At 63.2% G+C, this 21,893-nt stretch carries 8 protein-coding genes; 2 read left to right on the forward strand and 6 right to left on the reverse strand.

Translation table 11 applies throughout. From position 1 onward, the window contains the following. Window positions 1–29: 29 nt before the first annotated feature. Window positions 30–380, forward strand: coding sequence for a YqjK-like family protein (locus AC26AR_RS13315; RefSeq protein WP_488107192.1), 351 nt, complete (start codon window positions 30–32; stop codon window positions 378–380). A gap of 101 nt (window positions 381–481) precedes the next feature. Here AC26AR_RS13315 and AC26AR_RS13320 read toward each other — a convergent pair whose 3' ends face one another. After that, on the reverse strand, window positions 482–1,678 hold the full coding sequence (locus AC26AR_RS13320) for an MFS transporter (RefSeq protein ID WP_279855432.1): 1,197 nt from the start codon (window positions 1,676–1,678) through the stop codon (window positions 482–484). A 218-nt stretch (window positions 1,679–1,896) separates the two neighbouring features. Between AC26AR_RS13320 and AC26AR_RS13325 the strand changes: the two genes are divergently transcribed. Beyond that, the gene (locus AC26AR_RS13325; RefSeq protein WP_488107193.1) at window positions 1,897–2,805 is read left to right on the forward strand and encodes a LysR family transcriptional regulator; all 909 of its coding nucleotides are present in this window, start codon (window positions 1,897–1,899) and stop codon (window positions 2,803–2,805) included. 28 nt (window positions 2,806–2,833) lie between these two features. Here the strand turns inward: AC26AR_RS13325 and AC26AR_RS13330 are convergent, their stop codons facing one another. The 5 genes from AC26AR_RS13330 to AC26AR_RS13350 all read right to left on the reverse strand — a co-directional run bounded on the left by AC26AR_RS13330 (window position 2,834) and on the right by AC26AR_RS13350 (window position 21,564). Next, window positions 2,834–4,030 carry a BaiN/RdsA family NAD(P)/FAD-dependent oxidoreductase gene (locus AC26AR_RS13330; protein ID WP_077375472.1) on the reverse strand — a complete coding sequence of 399 codons (1,197 nt, stop codon included), beginning with the start codon at window positions 4,028–4,030 and terminating at the stop codon, window positions 2,834–2,836. A 327-nt stretch (window positions 4,031–4,357) separates the two neighbouring features. Then, complete coding sequence (locus AC26AR_RS13335) at window positions 4,358–5,353, reverse strand: PepSY domain-containing protein (protein WP_488107194.1); 996 nt, start codon at window positions 5,351–5,353, stop codon at window positions 4,358–4,360. Window positions 5,354–5,594: 241 nt separating this feature from the next. Then, complete coding sequence (locus AC26AR_RS13340; RefSeq protein WP_077375479.1) at window positions 5,595–7,184, reverse strand: ABC-F family ATPase; 1,590 nt, start codon at window positions 7,182–7,184, stop codon at window positions 5,595–5,597. A gap of 95 nt (window positions 7,185–7,279) precedes the next feature. Beyond that, window positions 7,280–7,561, reverse strand: a complete 282-nt coding sequence (locus AC26AR_RS13345) for a peptidylprolyl isomerase (protein ID WP_077375482.1) — start codon at window positions 7,559–7,561, stop codon at window positions 7,280–7,282. Between the two features lie 497 nt (window positions 7,562–8,058). Beyond that, window positions 8,059–21,564 (reverse strand): carbohydrate-binding protein, encoded by a 13,506-nt coding sequence (locus AC26AR_RS13350; protein ID WP_488107195.1) that lies wholly within the window; start codon window positions 21,562–21,564, stop codon window positions 8,059–8,061. Between the last annotated feature and the right edge of the window lie 329 nt (window positions 21,565–21,893).

Genomic DNA, 21,893 nt, shown 5'->3' on the forward strand with positions numbered 1-21,893 from the left:
CGCCTGCCAGCCCCTGTAAAGGAGGCGAGATGAGTTCTTCCAGACAGTCCCTCGCGCAGCGTGAGCCGGCACTGCCCCCCTCAGGGGGGAACGGTCGCCGGCAAGCGCATCCGCGCGATGCCAGGCGTGCGGAACTCGAAGCACGCATCAGCCAGCAGCGCCTCGACGTCAGTCATGCGATGCGTGACCTCAAGGAGGCAACCGCCCCCATCGACCGTGGCTGGGCCAAGGTCCAGCAATACCGTGGCCCGTTGGTTCTGGTGGGCGGCCTGATTGCCGCGCGGGGAGGTTTGCGGCCAAAGAAGGGCCTGAGCCTGATCAAGCGCGGCCTGATGGGCTGGGTGATGATTCGCCGCCTGAGAATATTGTTCGACAAGTGATCACGATACATACCGAAAGCCCCGCCACCTGGCACTCAGGTCGCGGGGCTTTTTTCGTCGCACGTCTCGATATGCAGCGGGCAGGCATTGTCCGGGATGACTCAGGCGCCGCGACTGTCGCGCTTGAGCAGATGGATGCCCAGATAGAGAGCCGCGAAGATCAGGCCCAGCACGGCGCCAAAACCGAAGACATGGCGGCCATCGCCGGGCAGGAACTCCAGGAAGGAGGTCAGGAACTGGCCCAGGAAGATCGCCATCGTCAGGTAGGAGAGATTGCGTCCACGCACCAATGCGTGGCTGCGCTCCACCGTCATGTGGTTGAGCAGCGGAATCGAGAAGCCGAAGCCCATCCCGGCCAGCACGGCACCCGCACTCATCACCCCCATGCTCTCGGCCTGCTGGAAGACGAACAGGCTGGCGGCATACAGCACGAAGGCCAGTGCCAGCGTCGGCATCTCGCGCAAGGTACGTGAGACCTTCGGCATCCACATCGCCGCCACCACCGCGACCATCGAGATCGCCGCCAGGAAGATGCCGGTCGAGGCCTCGTTCAGCCCCAGCAGGTTCAGGCGCTTGGGCAGCATGACGATGGCGGTGAAGAACAGCGTCATGGCCATGGCCGCCGCCAGATAGACACTGGTGAGCGAAGCGGACAGCGCCTGCTGGCCCGACTTGCCAACCGTTTCATCAGGGGATGCAGGTGACTGCCTGGGCACCATCATCCACAGCATGGCCAGCAGCAACCAGGCCAGCAGGTAGAGCAGGAAAGGCAGCTGCCAGGCGATGCCTGCCAGCACGCCACTGACGAACAGGAAGATCACACCGCCAAGTTCGATGGACATGCCCTGCTGGGCAATCATCTTGAGTCGCGCATGGCCGTGATACCACTCGGAGATCAGCGTGGTGCCGCCCGCCATCACGACTGCGGTGACGCCCCCCAGCAGGATGCGATCGGCGAACACGGCGACGGTGCCTTCCAGCAGTGCCCCGCCCGCCCCCAGCAGACCATACAGGAACAGCCCGCCAGTCAGCGCGCGATAGGCCCCGAGGCGGTCGATCATGCGCCCGGCGATAGGCGCAAACAGCACCGCACCCAGCGACGGCAGGGTGATCAGCCAGCTGGCATGGCTCTCCACCTGCAAGGCGGCCGCGATATTCAGAAGCCCCGGTGCCACCACGGTACCCACCATGATGGTCAGACAGGCGACCGCCAGCAGCGTGAAACGCCCGCCGCCAGAAAGTGATCGAGAGGTATCGCGCGTATCCTGCGCGATATCTCGGGAAGTTGATGTCGTCATATCGGCTCCACTCGGAAACAGGGCCCTCTTGCCAGCCACTGCATCGCCGCGCCCTCCTGGCTTGTGAGACACGAAAGCCGGGAGGGCGCGAGAGGAAGAAAGCTGACGGAGGGAGGCTTGGCAGGTCCCCAGACTAATGAGCGAGCATTGATAATAGAAATGACGATACTTGATATGACTTATACTTGATGGACATCAATCAACTGACGAGAGCTGCCATGGAACTGCGCACACTGAGAACCTTCGTTTCCGTGGCGACGCACCGGAGCTTCTCGGCCGCCGCACGCGAGCTGCACACCGTTCAGCCTGCCATCAGTCGCCAGATCGCCGATCTTGAAGCCGAACTGGGCGTGAGTCTGTTGTGGCGCAATACGCGGGAAGTGCGAGTGACGGCACCCGGCGAGGCGTTGCTGGAAGAAGCGCAGCGCATGCTGGCGCTGGAGGCACAGGCACGCAAGCGCGTGGCGATGGCCGCCAGCGGCCAGACCGGCACGTTGCGCATCGGCTACATGAGCTCGGCCTGCGCAAGCTTCGTTCCCGGGCTGATGCGCGACTTCGCCGCCAGCCACCCCGAGGTCAGCCTCACCTTGCATGAGATGAGCGCCCAGCAGCAGCTGGATGCCTTCGCGCGTGACGAGATCGACCTCGGCCTGTCGCGTCCGCTGCCCATCGAGCAGCGCGATACCCTGACGGCTCTGCCGGTCTACGAGGATAGGCTGATGGCGGTCGTGCCCGAGGGCCATCGTCTGGCGCACCGCAAGCGGCTCACCCTGAGCGAGCTTGCGCAGGAGGACTTCGTGCTGTTTCAGCGCACGCAGGCGACGGGGCTATTTGACCAGATCATCAGCGCCTGCGGCGATGTCGGCTTCTCGCCGCGCCTCCAGCGCCAGCCGGCCATGATGCAGACACTGCTCAGTGAGGTCGCGGCCGGACTGGGAGTCGCCATCGCGCCCGGCTGCATCCGCCGTCTGCAGTGCGATGGCTGTCAGTTCATTCCCCTGCGTCCGGCGCTCGGGGCGGTGCCATTGGAGCTTCACTATCCGACCACACCGGGCCGACCGGTGACCGAGGCCTTCGTCGCGCTGGTCGAGCAGCGCCTCCCCACCATCCGCCAGCAGATGGCATGAGACGCGGCCAGTGGTGAGAACGTGCTGGTCAGCAGTTCAGCCCGCAGGCCACCGCCGAGGACCACGCCCACTGGAAGTTGTAGCCGCCAAGTTCGCCGGTGACATCCAGCACCTCACCGATGAAGGCCAGCTGCGGGAGATCGCGCACGCTGAAGTCCTTCTGCGAGATGGCATCGGTGACCACGCCGCCCATGGTGACCTCGGCGGTGCGCCAGCCTTCGGTGCCCGCCGGCTTGAGCTGCCAGTGGTTGAGCGCCTTGGCCAGCTGCTCGAGACGCGCGTTGGAGAGCTCGGCGAGGCTGCGCTCGCTGATGCGGCCGGCATCGGCGTCCTGCCACTCGACCAGCGACTGGGCGAGACGCTTGGGCAGGCGCTCGCCAAGCCAGGGGCCGATCTGGCGCTTGGGATGCTGCTCACGCAGGGCCAGCAGCTCGGCGTAGGCGTCCACCCCCGGCAGCAGGTCGATGTCCAGTGGCTGACCGGGCGTCCACCAGCTGGAGGCCTGCAGCATCGCCGGGCCGGAAAGCCCACGGTGGGTGATCAGCATCGGTTCGCGATACTGGCCCTTGCCGGCGGTGACGCTGACGTCACAGGCAAGCCCGGACAGCGGCGACAGGCGCTCCTTCCACTGCGAGGTCAGCGTGAACGGCACCAGCGCCGCGTAGGTCTCGGTGACCTCGAGCCCGAACTGGCGCGCGATATCATAGCCAAAGCCTGTCGCGCCCAGCGTCGGGATCGACATGCCACCGGTCGCCACTACCACCCGCCCTGCCGTATGCGTGCCGTTGCTGGTCTCGACCCGCATGCCCTCACCCGCACGCTCAAGCGAAGTGATGCGTGTGTTGAGACGAATCTCCGCCCCGGCCCACTCGCACTCCGTCATCAGGATCGCCAGCAGATCCTTGGCGGAATCCGCGCAGAACAGCTGCCCCGGCTTCTTCTCGACATGCTCCAACCCGTGACGCTCCACCAGCTCGAGAAAGTGATGCGGCGTGTAGCGCTTGAGTGCCGAGATGCAGAAGTGCGGATTGCGTGAGAAGAAGTTGGACGGCCCGGCATCCAGGTTGGTGAAATTGCAGCGCCCGCCACCTGACATCAGGATCTTCTTGCCGGCCTTGTTGGCGTGGTCCAGCACCAGCACGCGCTTGCCCTGATAGCCCGCCGTGGCGGCACACATCAGGCCTGCCGCGCCTGCGCCGATGATGATGACGTCGTATGTGGCCATGCTGGAAACCTCGTGCAACAAGAAGAGAAAGACGGTGCTGAAACGCCGAGTGCTCGAGTAGAGGCACCGTGGTGGCCCGACTGTGCCAGACACCGGCCGCGCAGTTTACCAGAAGCCACGCCCGGTTTCGGGCTCCCGCCGTCCCCTGCAACATGTGGAACGCGGATTGGCCATCAAAAGGAGCGCTGCGGATATCCACAGCGCTCCTTTTTATCTCGCACGTCAGCTCGCACGTCAGCTCGCACGTCAGCTGACATGCCATCTCGTCAGGTTCTGTCGTGTCTCGCTGGACACGACATCAAGCCAAGAGCCTGCTCACCTCACCTGTCACATTCCGGCATGCAGCCCCAGTCCGAGAGCCGCCGACAGACCGATACCGGCCGCCATGAGCAGGCCGCCCAGGGGGCGCCGACGTTTCATCTGCCACCACATCCACAGGCCAGTCAGCCCCCACAGCACCATCACGCAGGCCATGACATCCACGACCACGGCCCACAGCCACTCCAGCACGCTGCTCTTGTAGCCATGCTGCTTGTGCAGATGCGTCAGGGTTTCGCCAAGCCCCGCGCCGGGCTGGACCTGCCCGACGGGCTGGCCCTTCAGCTTGCCTGAATACAGGTCCAGCTGGGCAGTGAAGCGCTGGCCGCTGCCGTCCTCCAGCGTGAAGTCGAGCGTCCCCTTGCCATTGAGCGGCTGACGTTCACTGGCGCCGATCGCCTCGCGAAGACGGGCCTGCTGACTGACCAGTGGCACCGCCAGTGGCGAGGTGTCAGGAAGCGTCAGGGTCTGGCCGGCCAGCGGCATGCGAGCAGGACGAGCCGACGCATTTCCCGCGGCGTTTTCCTGCATGGCGATGCGCCGTCCCTCACCGTGGGAAAGATCCACCATGTAGCGCTGACGCATGTCCGCTCCCCGGGAATCCAGCAGCAGAGACAACGGCGCCCCTTCGAGCGCCTGCGGGTCAACCAGCGTGAATTCGTGACGCCCCGAGGAGACTCGGTTCATTTCCGCCACGGTGGCCACGGCCAGAGCCTGGGCATCCACCGGGCCCAACGCGGCGCGTTGCAATGCCTCGGACGACAAGGGTGTCTGCTGGATGTCGCGATACAGACCGGGATGGTTCATCAGGAAGGCGCTCACGCCATACAACAGCACGAAGGGCACCAGCGCGACGCCGCAGTACAGATGCAGAGAGCGGATCCAGGGATTGAGTCGCTGCGCCAGGGTCTTGCGCCGCCCTCGCTGACGGGGGGTGTCCTGATGCATGGACGTGGCGCGCGAGGCGGGCCGTTGAGCGGGGGCACCGGGTGCGACATCTGACATGATGACTCTGTTCCTGGGGTGAGCGACGACAAGGTGGATGCACACGCCTTCGCGCGGGTGCGATCAAGAGGCGCAGATGATAAGACAAATACACCTCATCGGCGAATGATTCTCACATGCAGTCACATCGCGCAATCGAATGGCGCGGATCGTCGACGCCAGATGGCAGATCGCCCCCGCTGCCAGGGGCAACGGGGGCGATCAGAGCGGCGATTTCACGCCAGGGAGCAGACGTGCTCGCTCAGACGATGACGCCCTGGCTGCGCAGGTAGTCATCGTAGGTGCCGGAGAAGTCGACCACACCCTCGGCATTCAGCTCGATGATGCGCGTGGCCAACGAGCCGACGAATTCACGGTCGTGGCTGACGAAGATCAGCGTGCCCGGATAGTTTTCCAGCGCGAGGTTGAGTGCCTCGATGGACTCCATGTCCAGGTGGTTGGTCGGCTCATCCATCACCAGCACGTTGGGCTGCTTGAGGATCAACTTGCCGAACAACATGCGACCCTGCTCACCACCGGAAAGCACCTTGACCGACTTCTGGATGTCGTCATTGGAGAACAGCATGCGGCCCAGGGTGCCACGCACGACCTGTTCGCCCCCACCGGTCCACTGCGACATCCAGTCGTAGAGGCTCATGTCGTTGGCGAAGTCATGCGCGTGGTCCTGCGCGTAGTAGCCGACTTCCGCGGCGTCGGTCCACTTCACTTCACCGGCATCCGGGTGCATCTCGCCGACCAGGGTGCGCAGCAGCGTGGTCTTGCCGATACCGTTCGGGCCGATGATGGCGACACGCTCACCGGCGGCGACCGTGAAGCTGAAGTTCTCGAACAGGGTGTTGCCATCGAAGCCCTTGGCGAGCTTGTCGATCATCACCGCGTTGTTGTGGACCTTTTTGGTCTGCTCGAAGCGAATGAACGGGCTGACGCGTGAGGACGGCTTGATCTCGTTGAGCTGGATCTTGTCGATCTGCTTGGCACGCGAGGTCGCCTGCTTGGCCTTGGAGGCGTTGGCGGAGAAGCGGCTGACGAAGGACTGCAGCTCGGCGATCTGCGCCTTCTTCTTGGCGTTGTCGGCCTGCAGCTGTTCACGCGCCTGGGTGGCGGCGGTCATGTACTCGTCATAGTTGCCCGGGAACAGACGCAGCTCACCGTAATCCAGGTCCGCCATGTGGGTGCAGACACTGTTCAGGAAGTGACGGTCGTGCGAGATGATGATCATGGTGCTGGAGCGCGCGGTCAGCACGCCTTCCAACCAGCGGATGGTGTTGATGTCCAGGTGGTTGGTCGGCTCATCGAGCAGCAGGACGTCAGGATCGGAGAACAGCGCCTGTGCCAGCAGCACGCGCAGTTTCCAGCCCGGCGCGACTTCACTCATCGGCCCGAGGTGCTGCTCGATGGGGATGTCGAGGCCCATCAGCAGCTCACCGGCACGCGCTTCGGCGGTGTAGCCGTCCAGCTCGGCGAACTCGACCTCGAGGTCGGCGACCTTCATGCCATCTTCCTCGCTCATCTCCGGCAGCGAGTAGATGCGGTCACGCTCGGCCTTGACCACCGCCAGGCGCTCGTGGCCCATGATGACGGTGTCGAGCACCGTGTATTCCTCATAGGCGAACTGGTCCTGACGCAGCTTGCCCAGACGGGTGTTGGGCTCGAGCATGACGTGGCCACCGGACGGCTCAAGATCGCCGCCGAGAATCTTCATCATGGTCGACTTGCCGCAGCCGTTGGCACCGATCAGGCCATAGCGATTGCCACGACCGAATTTGGCGGAGACGTCTTCAAACAGCGGCTTGGCACCGAACTGCATGGTGAGATTGGCGGTAGAGATCACGAGGGAATATCCGTTTGGAATGAAAAGGTGGGCGGTGACGAAGCGTCACGCTGGCGCCGGATGATACGGGGTCTGGAATCGCGGTCCGTCAGGCATCAGCCACGGAAGAAGACTTCCAGCAGGTGATAGCCGAACTTGCTCTTCAGCGGCCCCTGCAGGGTATTGAGCGGGCCCTTGAAGATGGCGCGATCAATGCCGCCGACCATCTGGCCGGGGCGCACTTCGCCCAGGTCACCGCCCCGCTTGCCGGAAGGACAGGTGGAGTGCTTCTTCGCCAGCTTCTCGAACGGCTGGCCGCGCTCCAGTGACTGCTTGAGACGCTGCGCCTCGGCCTCGGTCTTCACCAGAATGTGGCGTGCCATGGCAATACGAGCCATCTCATGTCCTCTTGCAAGCGAATGCGTGCCTGTCTTCTCCCGGTTCGCGTTCTGTCTCCGAGGTGCCGTCCTGTCAGCGACGACCTGCGACAACAGGCGCATGACGAGGGACATGGCGGGAGGCCAGACGAAAGATGAGGGAGACAACAGCCAACAAGGTGAATCTGAAGGCGGGCATGATAACAGCTCAGGAAGACAGACGCTGCAGTGCGTGTTCGCAGCCGCTTCTGACAGGCGAGCCTCCGGTAACGCCAGACGCAGGCGCGGAGATCGAGACCCGTCTCGCGCCATCAGGTGTTGCCGGGAGATCTCGGAGAGTCACACCGAAAGAAGGAGGGGGGGAACTGGCGACACGCAGATGCCTGACAGGACATGCGCGTCAGAGACTCACGCATGTCCTGCCAGGCAGCTACGCGGGCCGGGAAAGGCAAGGTTCCAGCCCATGCCATCTTCCCGGCCACTTGCTCACGCCTTTCCCGTCATCTTGCGCCGTCTTTCTAGAGCAGGCCGGCCTGGACATCATCCTGTATGCCCTGAAGGCCGACATCGTCGCTCATCGGCGCCTCCTCATCATTGGAGACCGGAATCGCGGCGCCGTCCTCGAGCATGCTCATCATCGCGAGTGCATTCGGTGAGCCAGCCGGAGCCACATCCGGATCACGCGTGATCTGGAACGATGCCAGATCCTGCGAGCCGCCATTGAAGGTGATGCGTAGCACCTGCACCCCCTCTTCCAGGTCCAGCGTCAGCGAGGGGCCATCGACATAGACTCCCCAGGCGCCGGAATTGGGCAGCGTGCCACTGGCCTCGTCATAGAACTCGCCATTCTTCTCCACCGAGGCCGTGATGCTGCGCCCATTGTCAGGAGCGGAGGTGACGAATGACAGCGTGTGAGCGCCGGCCTGCTCGACATCGATGGTGTACTCAAGCCATTCACCATCCTCTACCCAGCCTATCGCTTCCCCCTCGCCGACGATATCCACCGGTGTATCGCGATAGTTCGAGCCGAACTGAGCGCTGGAGAGCTCGTTGTAGGCCTCCCCTTGCCCGCCTTCATCAAAGTTGACGGCATCGAGGCTGAGTCCCTCATCCGCCTGCACCTGCCAGGGGATGCCTCCCGCATTGAAGGCCTGCTGACCATCAAGGGAGAGCGAGAATCCCTGCAGATCCATGGATCCGCCATTGAAGGTCAGTCGCAGCACCTGCTCTCCAGCCTCCAGGGTCACCTGGGCGGTCTCGGTACCCACGAAACTGGTCCAGCTACCGGTCGGTGAGACCCCTACCGGTGTGACGCTGGCATAAGGGGTATCGCCCTCCTTGGTAAAGGTTGCGGTCACGGTACGTTGCCCACCACCACTGGTGCCCAGTGAAGCCAGGAAAGCCATGTCATAGGTGCCGGCCTGCTCGACATCGAGGGTGTATTCCACCCATTCTCCGTCCTCGATCCAGCCGATGGCAGTGCCGCCGTTGGCCAGATCCACCCCTTCGCCACGCACGTTGCTGCCTTGCTGCACCTCGCTGGAATCGTTGTAGGCGACATCCTGGCCGCCCTCATCGTAATTCACCGCCTCCAGGCTGAACTCGCTGCCCACCTGCCAGGGCTGGCCATCGTCGGTGAATGCCTGCTGGCCATCGTCCACCGGCGCCACCAGCGTCAGATTCAGAGAGGCCAGATCCAGCTGTCCGCCGTTGAAGGTCAACCTGAGCACCTGCTCACCTTCCTCCAGCGTGAAGGTCAAGGGACCCACATCGGTGAAGTTGGTGAAACCGTCGGTGTCCGGTACCGCCACCGCCTGGCCCTCGGTATAGAAGCTGCCGTCCTGCTCGAAGGCGGCGGTGATCGACTTGCCGTCGGAAGTCGCCGAGGCGGAGAAGTTCAGCTCATAGGTGCCCGCCGTCTCGACATTCAGGGTGTACTCGAGCCACTCACCGTCGGCCACATAGCCGATGGCCAGGCTGCCATTGGAGATATCCACCGCTTCGTCGGAACGGAAGCCATCGCCCTGGTGGGCCTGCGTGGTGTCGTTGTAGGCGACGCCCTGGCCACCGTTGTCGAACAGGCGCGCCTCCAGTGTCAGGCCATCGCTTCCCACCGCCCAGGCAGTCTCGCCGGCATTGAAGGCGCTCTGTCCCACCGGCTCGGGATTGTCGAGGAAGTTCGGCACACCGTCGTTGTCGTCATCGTCGTACAGGTCCACACGCCCATTGCCATCGGCATCTTCCGCGCCGGTGGGGTCGTAGGTGGTGACGTTCTCGACCAGGAAGATGTTGTCGTTGTAGTCGTAATTCACCCCCGCGTAGTCCTGGATGACGATATAGGTGTCCGGAATCACGTTGCCGTCGGCATCCTTGGCCACGTAGACGCGAATCAGGTGGCCATCACTTTCATCCCAATTCAGATTGCTGCCGGGATTGCCGATGGCATCGATGGTGTCCTCGTAGAGGTTGGCATCCGGGTCGGACCAGGAGATATAGCCCTGGCGATCGGATATCTCGGCGTAGAACCCGAAGGGATCATCGCGATCCAGACTCACCACTGCCTGCTGATCGCCGCTATCGAGCGCCCGCGGGAACAGCGTCTGGCCGTCCTGCTCGTCATGCACGATGACTTCTTCGAGCTCGCGACTGTCGACGTCATGCACGAACAGTCGCGCGATGTCGCCCTGGCCATGGTAGGCGGCGATCTGGGTGATCTTGATCGGTTCATCCCCATCGGCACGCTGGAAGTACGGGGACAGGATCTCGTCTCCGTTGGCCTCCACCAGGCCGCCCTGATTCATCTGGTCCTGTACCACGTTGGTGGAGTAGCCGAAGGCGTTGACGATCTCCTGCACCGTGGGCTCCTGACCGCTCTCGGACTGGTTCTGGGCCAGACCCGCAAGCTGGATGACCTTCTCGCCCCCATCGGAATCGCTGGAGGTGATGATCAGGCTGGCCTCATACAGGCTGCCATCGTTGGGGTCATCAGCGATGAAACGCACCGTGACATCCGCCGATTCCCCCGGTGCCAGCGTCAGCGTACTGAACGGCTGGGTCAATTCGAACAGCGTCGTGTCACTGACGACGACATCGTCGATGGTCAGGTCCTCGAAGCCGTCATTGCGCAAGGTGATAGTGGCCTCGTCATGCACCACCTGGTTGTTGACCGGATTCTCGATGCGCGACATCACCAGGCGATCATTGGACGGCAGCACATCATTGTTGATCACCGTGAGGTCACCGCCAGCGACCGGCGTTACCCCCTCGATGAGGAACATGTTGTCGTTGTAGTCATAGTTGATCCCGGTGTAATCCATGATCCCCAGGTAGGTGTCGGGGATCACGTTGCCCTCGGCATCGAGAGCCCGGAACATGCGCACGGTATAGCCGCGCTCGATACCCTCGGCATCGGCCGGCGGGGTGCCGCCTCCGGTCGGGTTGAGTGACGGGTCCGTGGACAGATTGGCCACTTCGATACCGAACACGCCACTTCCGGCCCACCCGGCCGGGATATCATCGAGCCCGAAGGTCGCGGTGGCGAAGTTGCCGTTGCCCAATACCGGCAGGATCGACTGGTTATTGTCGCCCGCATGATTGGAGAAGATCACGTCCTGCCCCTTGTCGCCGGGGTTGTGGATACCCAGCGTCGCCCCGCCACCGCCGTGATAGGCCGCCAGCTGGGTGATCCTGGCCTCGCCAGCCCCTTCGGCCAGAGACCAGTAGCGCGATAGCACCTCGTCATCATTGACCGGGCGATACAGATCGAAGTCGTTGAGTACCGAATTCTCTCCGCCACCGACGGTCGACAAGCCTTCGATACGGTTACCGAAGCCGAACACCTCCCACACCTCGTTGACGTTGGGCTCCCAGCCACCCTCGTCACGCGCCTGCCAGAAGCCTGCCATGTGGATCTCGGCGATCGGTGAGTCGGCATCGTTGGTGGTGAGACGGATACGGCCCTCGAAGACCCCATCACCGGCATTGTTGGACGGCGCGGTGTAGCTGTCCCGGTCGAACAGCACCGTGACCTCGAGGGATTGCCCCGCGGCCAGCGTCAGGCCATCAAACACCCCGGGGTCCGCCAGCGTGAAGGGGCCGTCGATGTCGGCATCGAGCACTTCCAGCACATCGCTGCCGGTGTTGGAAATGGTGACCGTGGCACTTTCCTTGAAGTCACGATCGGGATTCGAGCCGCTGTTGTTGTCCAGATAACTGAAGTGCAGGCGATCGGAGTAGTAGGCGGCATCACCGCTCTCTACCACGATATCGGCGTTGTCGCTGCCGACCACCGGCATCACATCGAGATAGTCGAGATCATCGGCACCATCGGCGGTGGACACCGCACGCAGGTTGTACTCCACCCCGGCCTCGAGCTCGACATAGGTGCCCTCTTCACCAGCGTCACCCACTCCCGGATAGGCCAGCAGTTTCACCGACTGCCCGTTGAGCGTCAGGGCCAGGCCCTGGCCATCATCGGCGCCCACGTTCGCGGCCAGATCCAGACGATAGAGTCCGCTGCTGTCCACGCTGAAGTAGAAGTCGGCGGTCAGCTCGTTGAGGGTGCGTGCGCTGTCACCGCTCTCGAGCTCGATGCGCGCCCCGTTCGAGACATCGGCATAGACCGGGATGAAGCTGTCGGACGGTGCATTCGGCACCTGCAGCAGATCGATGTTCGGCCCCACGGCACCCGGCGCGGTCAGGGTGATGGTGTTGCTGCCCTGCTGCAGAGCGACCAGCGTGTTCTGGAAGAACCAGTCGCTCTCGTCAGCGTTGCTCTGGCCTTCGAAGTTCAACATCCCGAGGTCGACACCATTGATCGCAAGCCCCAGGGGACGGTCATCCTTGGTCGCGGCAAGCGCGTAGCGGAAGGCGATGTCATAGCTTCCCGTCTCGGCGACATCGAGTGTCCAGGTGATGGTCTGATCACCCGTTCCCGCGAAGTCGACGTACCCATCACCGGACGCGTTGCGATCATCATCGCTTGTCAGTACCACCACGGCGCCATCGAGCACTGCCCCCTCGGCCTCGTACTCATCGACACCAGGCGTGGTATCCGGCGCTTCCTGCAGGATCTCCAGCTGGTCGATATTGGGGCCGGTGTCGGCGGTGGCCTGCAGGCGCACCGTGTTCTGACCACTGACCAGCGTCGCCGCCACGGCCTCGGTCAACCACTCGGCCCAGGCTGCATCCCCCGTCAGGCCGTCGGGCGGACTGAAGTCAAACACCCCGACACTGACATTGTTGACGAACACTTCCAGCGGGCGATCGGCATTGCCGCCGTTGGCATAGCGCAGATGCAGCACCGAGTCGCCAGCCTGCTCGGCATCCAGCTCGAACGTGAAGGTAAGGAAGTCGGCATTGGTAGACCCGAAGTCCGCATAGCCACCTGGCGTGCCGTCGGTGTCGTCGGTATTGCCATCGAGCCCGAAGGCACCGGGGCGCAGGCCATTGGGCAGGTCCGGCTGGTTGGTCTCGGGGTTGTCGATGTCGCGAATCTGGATCTCGGCGTCCGTCCCCGTCGCGAGCGTCACGGCGGTGCCGTCGTCAGGCGTCCTGTCCTCGGCCTGAATGACCAGCAGCGAGACCAGCTCATCCGTCGGGTCGACAGGGTCCACGGGGTCGACCGGATCCACCACCCCGCCCGGTGCCGGGTCGAGGCGAATGATCTGGCTCTGGCCATTGCCGCGATTCAGGGTCAGCAGATAAAGCTGGCCGGTGACCGGATTCTCGATGATGTCCAGTGGGTCGACGTAACTGATGACGTTGCCCTCAGGATCACGCAGTACGTCATCGCCAATCACGTTGCCGTTGGCATCCAGCGTGATCGAGCGCACGTCATCACCGCCGGAGTACTCGGTGAACAACACGTTGCCCTGCAGATTGCCGCCGAAGACATCACTGGTGTATTCCACTGCGCCGTTGGGCGAGCGATTCTCGCCGAGCGAATAGACACCCGAGATATCGTAGGTGCCCTCGGGGTTGGTGCCTGTCGGATACTTGTCGACCTGATTGGGGTCAGTGGCACTGGTCGGATTGCCGCCGTTCAGGATGTATTCGTCGCGCAGCGGGTTGGGATGCCCGTAATAGCCTCCCTCGACGATCTTGAACAGATAGTCATCCTGCTTCTCGACACTGGTGTAGCGCTCGTCCTCCGGCGTCGACGGGTCATCCGGCACGTTGCCGCCTGCCGCCGAACCGTTGGTCGGCACGTACAGGAAGCCATTGGAATGCCACACCAGGTCGTAGGCGTTGCGCGCCCCGGTGGCAAAGATCGTCAGCACCGCGTCGCTGGCGTAGGGGTCGTAGTAGGACTCGAGCACGTTGCCGGACTCGTCCTGCACCGTGGCGACACCACGATCATCGAACACCAAGAACTCGCCATTGCCCATCGGGATCGGGTCGTCCTTGGGATGGCCATCCGGGTCATCGAAGCGAGTATTCTGGCCGTTGTCGGGAAGCGGCTCGGTAGTGACATCGAAGCCACCGGGAGGCGCATCACGGGTCGGGTCGATCTCCATCACCGCGGCATTCAACAGACGCTCCGGACGATTGCCCCAGGCGCTGTCCGGCTCGCCCATGGCAGAGTTGGAGCCCTGGATCAGATACAGCAGATGACTCGGGACATCGGGATTGGTCTCGGCGTCGTAATCCGGATTCGCGCGGAACTCCAGGCTGTTGGTCACATGATCGCCATTGGAGCGTGGCAGGCCAGTGATGTAGGGCTCGGCGGTGCCCGAGAACTCGCTACCGCCCTCCAGGGTGATCTTGGTGATCCGGCCACTGAAGTCGGGCACGCCGTTGTCACGGCCAGACAGCGGGATCGGATAGTTGTCGGTGATCCACAGCACGTCGGGATCGGTGGGGTCGATCACCAGCCCGATGATCCCGCGGCGATCATTGCTGGCATCGGCCCCGTCCTGATGGAAGTAATCGCTCGGCAGCGAAAGCTCCTGGCGGTTGCCGAGGGAGCCATCGACGGGGTCGATGTCGTAGCGCAGGATCTGCCCCCCAATGGTCGCGATGTACATCGTCGAGCCATCGGCGGTGATCTCCAGCGAGGTGAAACCGAAGGCGTTGTCAGAGGCACCGTCGAGTTCCACCACGTCATTGAAGGCCACATCGCGAGCGACGATCTCCGGGGCTTCGCCGGTGATGAAGGTGTTGGTGTACTTCTGGAACTCACGGGTCGGCGCGTCCAGGTCGTCGTTGGCGCCACGATCCTGGAAGCCGTCGATGATCAGCGTATAGCTGGTGAACTCCTTGAGCGTCTGGCTCGGCGAGATGGTCAGGGAATCGAAGCCACCGGTGGTGTTGGCGTTGAAGCTGACCTCCTCTCCGGTCAGCGTCTCGATCAGACGGATCGAACCGTCAGCCAGGCTCTCGAGCAGCGCCCCGCCGCGGCCGTCCACCACCGAGATGCCGACGAAGATGTCGGACGTCGGGTCGACCCCGCTCGGCAGGCCGCCGTCGTCGGGATCCAGATCGACTTCCACCTCGTTGTCACCGACCCCAGCGATGGCGCGCGCGTCAGTGAAGAAGGCGTAATCCTCGGCGGCGATGCGATCATCTTCCGGCGTCAGGTCCGGCAGTGCCTGGATCTCGAGGTACTGGATCTCGGTGTTCTCGTTGTCGAGCCCCAGGGAATCCAGTGTCAGACGCCCATCGCTGACCTGCACGATGCGGGTGACCAGATCCGAGCGGAAGCCATCGGTATCATCTGACGGATTGCCGTCCGCCGGGAAATCATCGGGCCGGAACGGGGTGAAGGGATCATTGAACAGCTCACCCTCGGCATTGAGCACGTTGCGACTGTCGTAGGGCCCGGAGGTATCCCCGATGGAGACGGTGACCTCGTAGTAGCCATCGTCCAGCTCGATCTCCCAGCCGGCGCGCACATAGGCGCTTCCCGGCTGGTCGAAGTGGGCGTAGGTGCCCTGGCGCGGGTCGAGCCCGGCGATGTCATCGGTGCGGTCATTGACCGCCACGCTGGTCAGCGCGCTGATGTCCAGCGGCTCGGTGCCGGGCTCGCCGTCGTAGATCGACGCCTCGGTGATCCAGCCGTACTGATGGGTCTGGCCGTCTACGGTCACCGATTGGGTGCCGAAGGCCTTGCCGTTGTCGGCGATGTAGCCATCCGGCACCGCGGTGCCTTCGGGCTGGAAGTTGATCTTGACCGAGAAGCGCTCGCCCGGCTCCACCGGCCGCTCCGGCACCACGCCATCACGGCTCACCGTCAGGCTGTCGATGTTGGGGCCGGCGTTGCCCAGGTTGGCAAGGCGAATGGTGTTGTCGCCGGCCTCGAGCTCCACCTCGAGCGTCGTGGTGGTCCAGTTCTCCCAGCCGGCGGCATCGGTCCCCGTGGAGGCAAAGACCAGATTCCCCTGACTCAGCCCGTCCACCAGGATGTCCATGGGGCGATCGGCACCGTTGGAACCGGCATTGGTATAGCGAACCTCCAGGGTGTAGGTACCGGCCTCATCGACCGCCACCTGGAACTCGGCGGCGTCACCGGCGTCGGCTCCCATGTCCAGATAACCGGTGCCGGTAAAGTCATCCCACAGCCCATCTGGCCCGGAGGCGACATTGGTTTCCGGATTGTCGGCATCGCGCACCTGGGTATCACCGTCGGTATCGATGATGGTCAGCGCCTCGCCCTCGATGGCGAAGTTGAATGCAGGCGTGCCGTCGCCTTCCGCGAAGCTGACCACCTCGCTGGCGCTGGCCTCGTTGCCGGTGGCATCGGTGACGAACAGCGAGACGGCGAGATCGCCGCTCTGATCATCGAGTTGGCCGCTCAGATCCAGCGTGATGTTGCCATCGGCGTCCGGCGTCACTGCCTCACGGGTCGCGCCGCCGTCGAAGGACACGGCAACGCTGGTCACGTCATCATCGATGCCGGAGACGTTGAAGACTGCCGCCGCCAGCTGACTGGCATCGAGAGTGTCGTCAGCCGCGACGATGGCGAGATCGCCGTCCTCATCGGCACTCACATCCTCCGGGATCGGGCCGCTGCCGGCGTCGGTCACTTCGATGCGATCGATGTTGGGGCCGGTGGTGGCGCCAGCGGGAATCGCCAGCACGATGGCGTTGCTGCCCGCCTCCAGGCTGACGGTGAAGGTCTCGAAGACCCAGTGGTCGAAGCCTTCTTCCCCGCCGCTGCCGTCCGGGTCCGTGCTGGCCATGGCCAGCATCAACGGATCGCCGCCATTGATCACCAGATCCAGCGAACGATCGGTATTGGTGGCGTAACGCACACTGATGTCGTACTGACCGGCCTGGGCCACCTCGATCTGCCAGGCGACGTTATCGCCAGCCGTGTCGCCGAAGTCCAGATAGCCGGTACCGGAGAAGCCCGGCCGCAGACCGTTCTCCAGATTCGCATTGTCTTCGGGATTGTCGGCATCGCGCACTACGGTATCCGTCGCGTTGGCGCCGTCATCGAAGCTCGTCACCGTGCCGTCTTCGGCCTGCAGACGCAGGGGCGAGAACGGCGCTTCATCGACATCATTCACGGTGACCGAGAGCTGCGCGGTGGTGGAGAGGTCGCCGTCACTGACGCTGACCTCGACGTCATAGACGCCATCTTCGTCATCATCGACCGCCAGCTCGAAATCGCGGGCACTGGTGAAGCTCAGCACGCCGGTGGTGGCGTCAATGGTGAACAGCGGAGAGTCGGCCCCGCCAGTGATGGCGAATACCGGCGCGTTGAGGCCGAGAGTCCCCCCGTCTTCATCGACGAGCGGGATCGCGCCAATCTCGGTCAGGTTCTCATCCACTGCAAACGCGGTCTGGTTGATGGCGATGCTCTCATTGAGATCTGCCACGGTGATCAGAGTGTCCTGTGACACGCTGTCCTCGCCATCGGTCACCGTCACGGTCAGCTCGTAGACACCATCTTCATCGCTGTCGGCGGCCAGTTCCGCGTCCGGTGGATTGAGGAAGGCGATTCCTCCACTCGCCACGTCGTAGGAGAAGAGCGCGGCATCGGCACCGGACAGCGTCACCGTCAGGCTGTCGCCATCGGCATCCTCAAGCACCAGACTCGCCACGCCTGCACTGTTCTCGTCGACACTGATCGCGGCACCGAGTCCCGCCAGGGTCGGGGCAGTATTGACCGGCTCATCGATACGCTCGAATTCAAGCGAGTCGATACGCATCAGCTCGCCACCGGCACCACGCAGTTCGAGGCTTGCCAGATCACCGGCGGTGATCTCGACGGGCGTCTCGAAGACGATTTCCTTGCGGTTGCCGCTCTGGCCTGCATTTCCGCGCGCGCCACTGCCGACGAAGGTGCCGAAGTCGTCGTTCAATACCACGTCGGCGCTCAGGCTATCGGTTGTCGTGTTGCGCGCTTCAAGCACGGTGTCACCGATGGTCAGGGTCAAGGTGCCTTCACCGTCGGTTTCATCGAACACATAGAGGCGTGCGATGTACCAGCCCGGCTCCACACCGCCCGCCGAGAGATCAGTGCCGATCGTCGCCGGCGCATTGCTGGTCAGACGAATCAGCTGCTCGTTGGACGCCGACGCACTGCCGGTGACGATCAGGTTACCGGCGTCGAGATCCGTGAAATCTTCCGCCTCGATCGTGATGCTATCGCCAACCTGGGTGCCTTCGATGATGAAGCTCAGCGACTGGGTCGCTGACAGACCACTCGGGTCGGTGGCGCGCACGACAACATCGAAGGTGCCTTTTTCACTTGGCGTGCCTTGAATGACACCGTCGATCACCTCGAGTCCGGCAGGCAGATCCTCGGCCGTCAATGTCAGGCTGTCGCCATCGGCATCGGAGAACAGCGAGGCGAAGTCCGCCAGCGGAATCTGGAGGAAGCTCTCGCCCACCTCTCCAAAGTAGGGCTCGAGAGCGGCAGGCTCCGCCACCGGGGCGTCGTTGACGTTCTCGATGCTCAAGGCGAAGTCGGTATCGGTACTGGCGGTGCCATCATCGGCGGTCACCGTGATGGTGTAATCGCCCGGCACCAGACCAGCGAGGCTCCCGGACAGCACAGTGTCGCTGACACTCAGCCCGTCCACGGTGACCGGCAGGCCATCGCCATCGGTGACCCGGAAGCTGAAGGCGAGGTCATCGCCATCGTCATCGACGAAGGGCAGGTCAACCTCGAGATTCGCGCCTTCGTCGAGACTCAGGTCAGCGATGCCACCCCCCACCACGCGCGGTGCGCTGTTGGTGTCATCGACATCGGCTTCTGACAGGCTTACGCCACTGAAGCTCGCACTGCCCTTGGCGCCCACATCATCGTCGTTGACGAAGACCAGCGAATCGAGGGTGATGCCCGCATGCGCCGAGAGATCGATGGTGAAGCGCAGGGTGCCATCGCCATTGTCGATGCCCTGCCCACGCAGATCGACAAAGCCACCCTGCGTCTGGCTGCCGCCCAGCTGATAGACACTGTTTCCGCCATTGAACGGATTGGAATCGGCATCGAAGCCGATGGCAACGATCTCGGGGACCGGCGAATCGGATATGGCCACATCCAGGGTCAGGATGCTGCCACTGGTGATCGTGTAGTCCTCCGGCAGGGCTGCCCGCTTCCAGACATTGTCGTTCAACGTCAGAGTGCCACCGTCGTCTTCCACCACCGCCCCCGTGCCAACGGAGGGATTGTCCTGGGTCGCGTTGTAGGCGCTGATCGTGGCGTCATCGAAGGTGACATCCAGCGTCACGCTGCCGACGACGGCCAGCGTGACCGCCTCCGCGACACTCGCCTCATTGCCGGCGGCATCGGTCACGATCAGGGTCACGATCACATCGCCCGGGGCCTGTGTGGAGAGATCGACCGTCAAGGTGTCGCCATCGCTGACAACGGACTGACGGGTCACGCCGCCGTCGAAGCTGATCTCGAGAGTCGAGCCGTCATCGATTCCCGCGACACCGAATACCACGCTGGCGCTGTCATCCGCCTCGATGGCATCTTGCGGGCCTTCGAGTGCCAGGTCGCCCCCCTCATCGGCGGTGGTATCCAGCGTCAGCGCCAGGCTCTGTTCGGCACGGTTGCCGAAGGCATCCATGGCGATCAGCGTGACCGACAGATCGCCATCAGCGAATCCCGACAGGTCCAGCGTGAAGCTGCCATCCGGGTTCGGCACCACCTCCTGGACCGTGATTCCCTCATCGAAGGTCACGCCGACGAAGGTGATGTCGGCATCCAGTCCGCTGACGCTGAAGCCCGCTTCACCGACGGTCGCGCCATTGAGGAGGGGGTCTACGGCGGTAAAGGTCAGCACAGAGACATCGGCATCCGCCACGACATCCCCTACCGGGCCCGTGCCCGCCGTGGTGACCTCCAGGCGATCGACATTGGGCCCATTGCTGCGCCCATCAGGGATCGTCAGCGTGACGGTGTTGTCACCGACCTCCAGACTCGTCGTCAGGGTGTGGTAGCTCCAGACATCGAAGCCCTCAGGGTCGACGTTGCCGGCGTTGGGGTCAGTCCCGACAAAGGCGAGCTCGGAGGACTCGCCGTCATTGATCGAGAGAGCCAACGGACGCGCGCCATTGCTGGCATAGCGGAAGTTGAGGTCGTAGTCGCCCGCCTCGGCCACATTGACGGTGAAGGTCAGGCTGTCACCCGGCGCACTGCCGAAATCCACGTAACCGGTGCCGGAAAAGTCCGGGCGCAGTCCGACAAAGCCACCGGCCTCGGGATTCGCGGCGTCACGCACCACGGTGGCGGCCCCGTTATCAGCGCCCAGCACGGCATCCTCGGCTTGCATCACGACTGGCGCAATCACCGGATCGACAGGCTCCACCGCATCGGCCTCCAGAAGCGCCACCTCGATCTTGTCGATGTTCGGCCCGTTGGTCGCGCCGCCCAGACGCAGGGTATTGCTGCCGGCGGCCAGGGTGATCTCCAGCGTCTCGGTCGACCAGCCCTCCCACGCGGAAGGCCCGCCATTGCCTGGCTGGTTGTCCGCGGGCACATCATCGACATCATCGGGGTAGTAGCCCGGCGCCTCTACCGCTGCGAACTGGAAGGTGCCGACCTGACTTGGCGTGTCGTCATCGACCAGAAAGAGACCAATGGGGCGCGGGGAGCTGGACGCGTAGGTCACGGTGACGCTGTACGTGCCGGCGGTAGCCACTTCAAGGGTGAATTCTCCGTAGGCTTCGGCATTGCCCGACGCCCAATCGAGATAGCTGGCCCCTTCGGCCCCGACGCGGAAGGTTTCCCCGCCATCGGTGAAGCTGGCGATGTTGTCGACCGTCACCACGCGATTGGTGCCAGCGTCGGCGACATCAGACGTCGGGCCGATATCGAGATCCTCACCCTGAATGACGAAGACGTCCGGGTCCGGTGCACGCACTTCCAGATAGTCGACGTTGGGGCCACTGGCCCCGTTGGAGGTGAAGGACACCGTGTTCTCGCCCGCCTGCAGCTGAACGCGAATGGTACGCTCGCCGAACTCACTGAAATCAGTGGCGTCGCCGGTCAGGGTCGTGCTCGGCAGATCAAACATTCGATCCTGAAGTTCGCCATTGACGTCCAGGCGCAATGGGCGGTTGCGATCAGACCCATCGCCATTCTGGCTGAGCGCATACCCCAGCGCGAGTTCATATTCACCGGCCTCGGTGACGCTGAAGGTGAAGGTCAGCGTCTCGCCGGTCGCGCCGCCGAAGTCCACGTAGGCAGTGCCTGATGCATTGGCGGTATTGGACGGATTATCCCCCCCGGTCACCACCTCGATACCGGCCCCACCGATGGAGGATGCATTGCCATCTCCGTCGTCATCGCTGAGGTCTTCGGCCTCGATACGAAGGGTAGTGAAGCTTTCCGGTGCGATGAGCGCCGCCGTGGCCAGAGGGGCAGGTTCGGCCAGCAAGGCTGGTCCTGTGCCCGCGGCAGGTTCATCACTACTGGTCAGTAGCGCCTGGGCGGCTTGCGGCGTGTCCTCCTGGTCACTCACCTCCTCGGCGACGACATCCGGTGACTCGACCTCGAAGCCGAACTGCTCACCAGACCCGGGCAGTACCTCGCCTCTTTCGTCCAACGCTTCGATCATCATCTTGAGCTTGCCTGATAGAGGGGTCGGCAGATGATCAAAGACAAAGGGACGCTCAAATCGCTCAAATACCGACAGTCGATCCTGCGCATCCTCGAATGTCATTCGTATTGACTTGATGGAATCCCCCCACGCTGAGGGAAATGGCGTAACCATTATCTCGTGATCCTGGAACGTCTTTCCCTCAAGACGATCACCACTCCTGATACGTGATGCCATGGACTCAAGACGACTCGATACGAATGACATGGAATACATTTTCCCTACCCCTCGAATAATTTTTAGTGGCGATTTCTACGCCATCTTGAGACCTCACGACACGACGTCCCTCA

It is taken from the genome of Cobetia sp. PS-4MA (genome assembly GCF_057670765.1).

Coding starts and splice junctions, on each gene's coding strand:
- AC26AR_RS13315 (WP_488107192.1), top strand. CDS start 30: ATGAGTTCTTCCAGACAGTCCCTCGCGCAGCGTGAGCCGGCACTGCCC.
- AC26AR_RS13320 (WP_279855432.1), bottom strand. CDS start 1,678: ATGACGACATCAACTTCCCGAGATATCGCGCAGGATACGCGCGATACC.
- AC26AR_RS13325 (WP_488107193.1), top strand. CDS start 1,897: ATGGAACTGCGCACACTGAGAACCTTCGTTTCCGTGGCGACGCACCGG.
- AC26AR_RS13330 (WP_077375472.1), bottom strand. CDS start 4,030: ATGGCCACATACGACGTCATCATCATCGGCGCAGGCGCGGCAGGCCTG.
- AC26AR_RS13335 (WP_488107194.1), bottom strand. CDS start 5,353: ATGTCAGATGTCGCACCCGGTGCCCCCGCTCAACGGCCCGCCTCGCGC.
- AC26AR_RS13345 (WP_077375482.1), bottom strand. CDS start 7,561: ATGGCTCGTATTGCCATGGCACGCCACATTCTGGTGAAGACCGAGGCC.
- AC26AR_RS13350 (WP_488107195.1), bottom strand. CDS start 21,564: ATGATGATCGAAGCGTTGGACGAAAGAGGCGAGGTACTGCCCGGGTCT.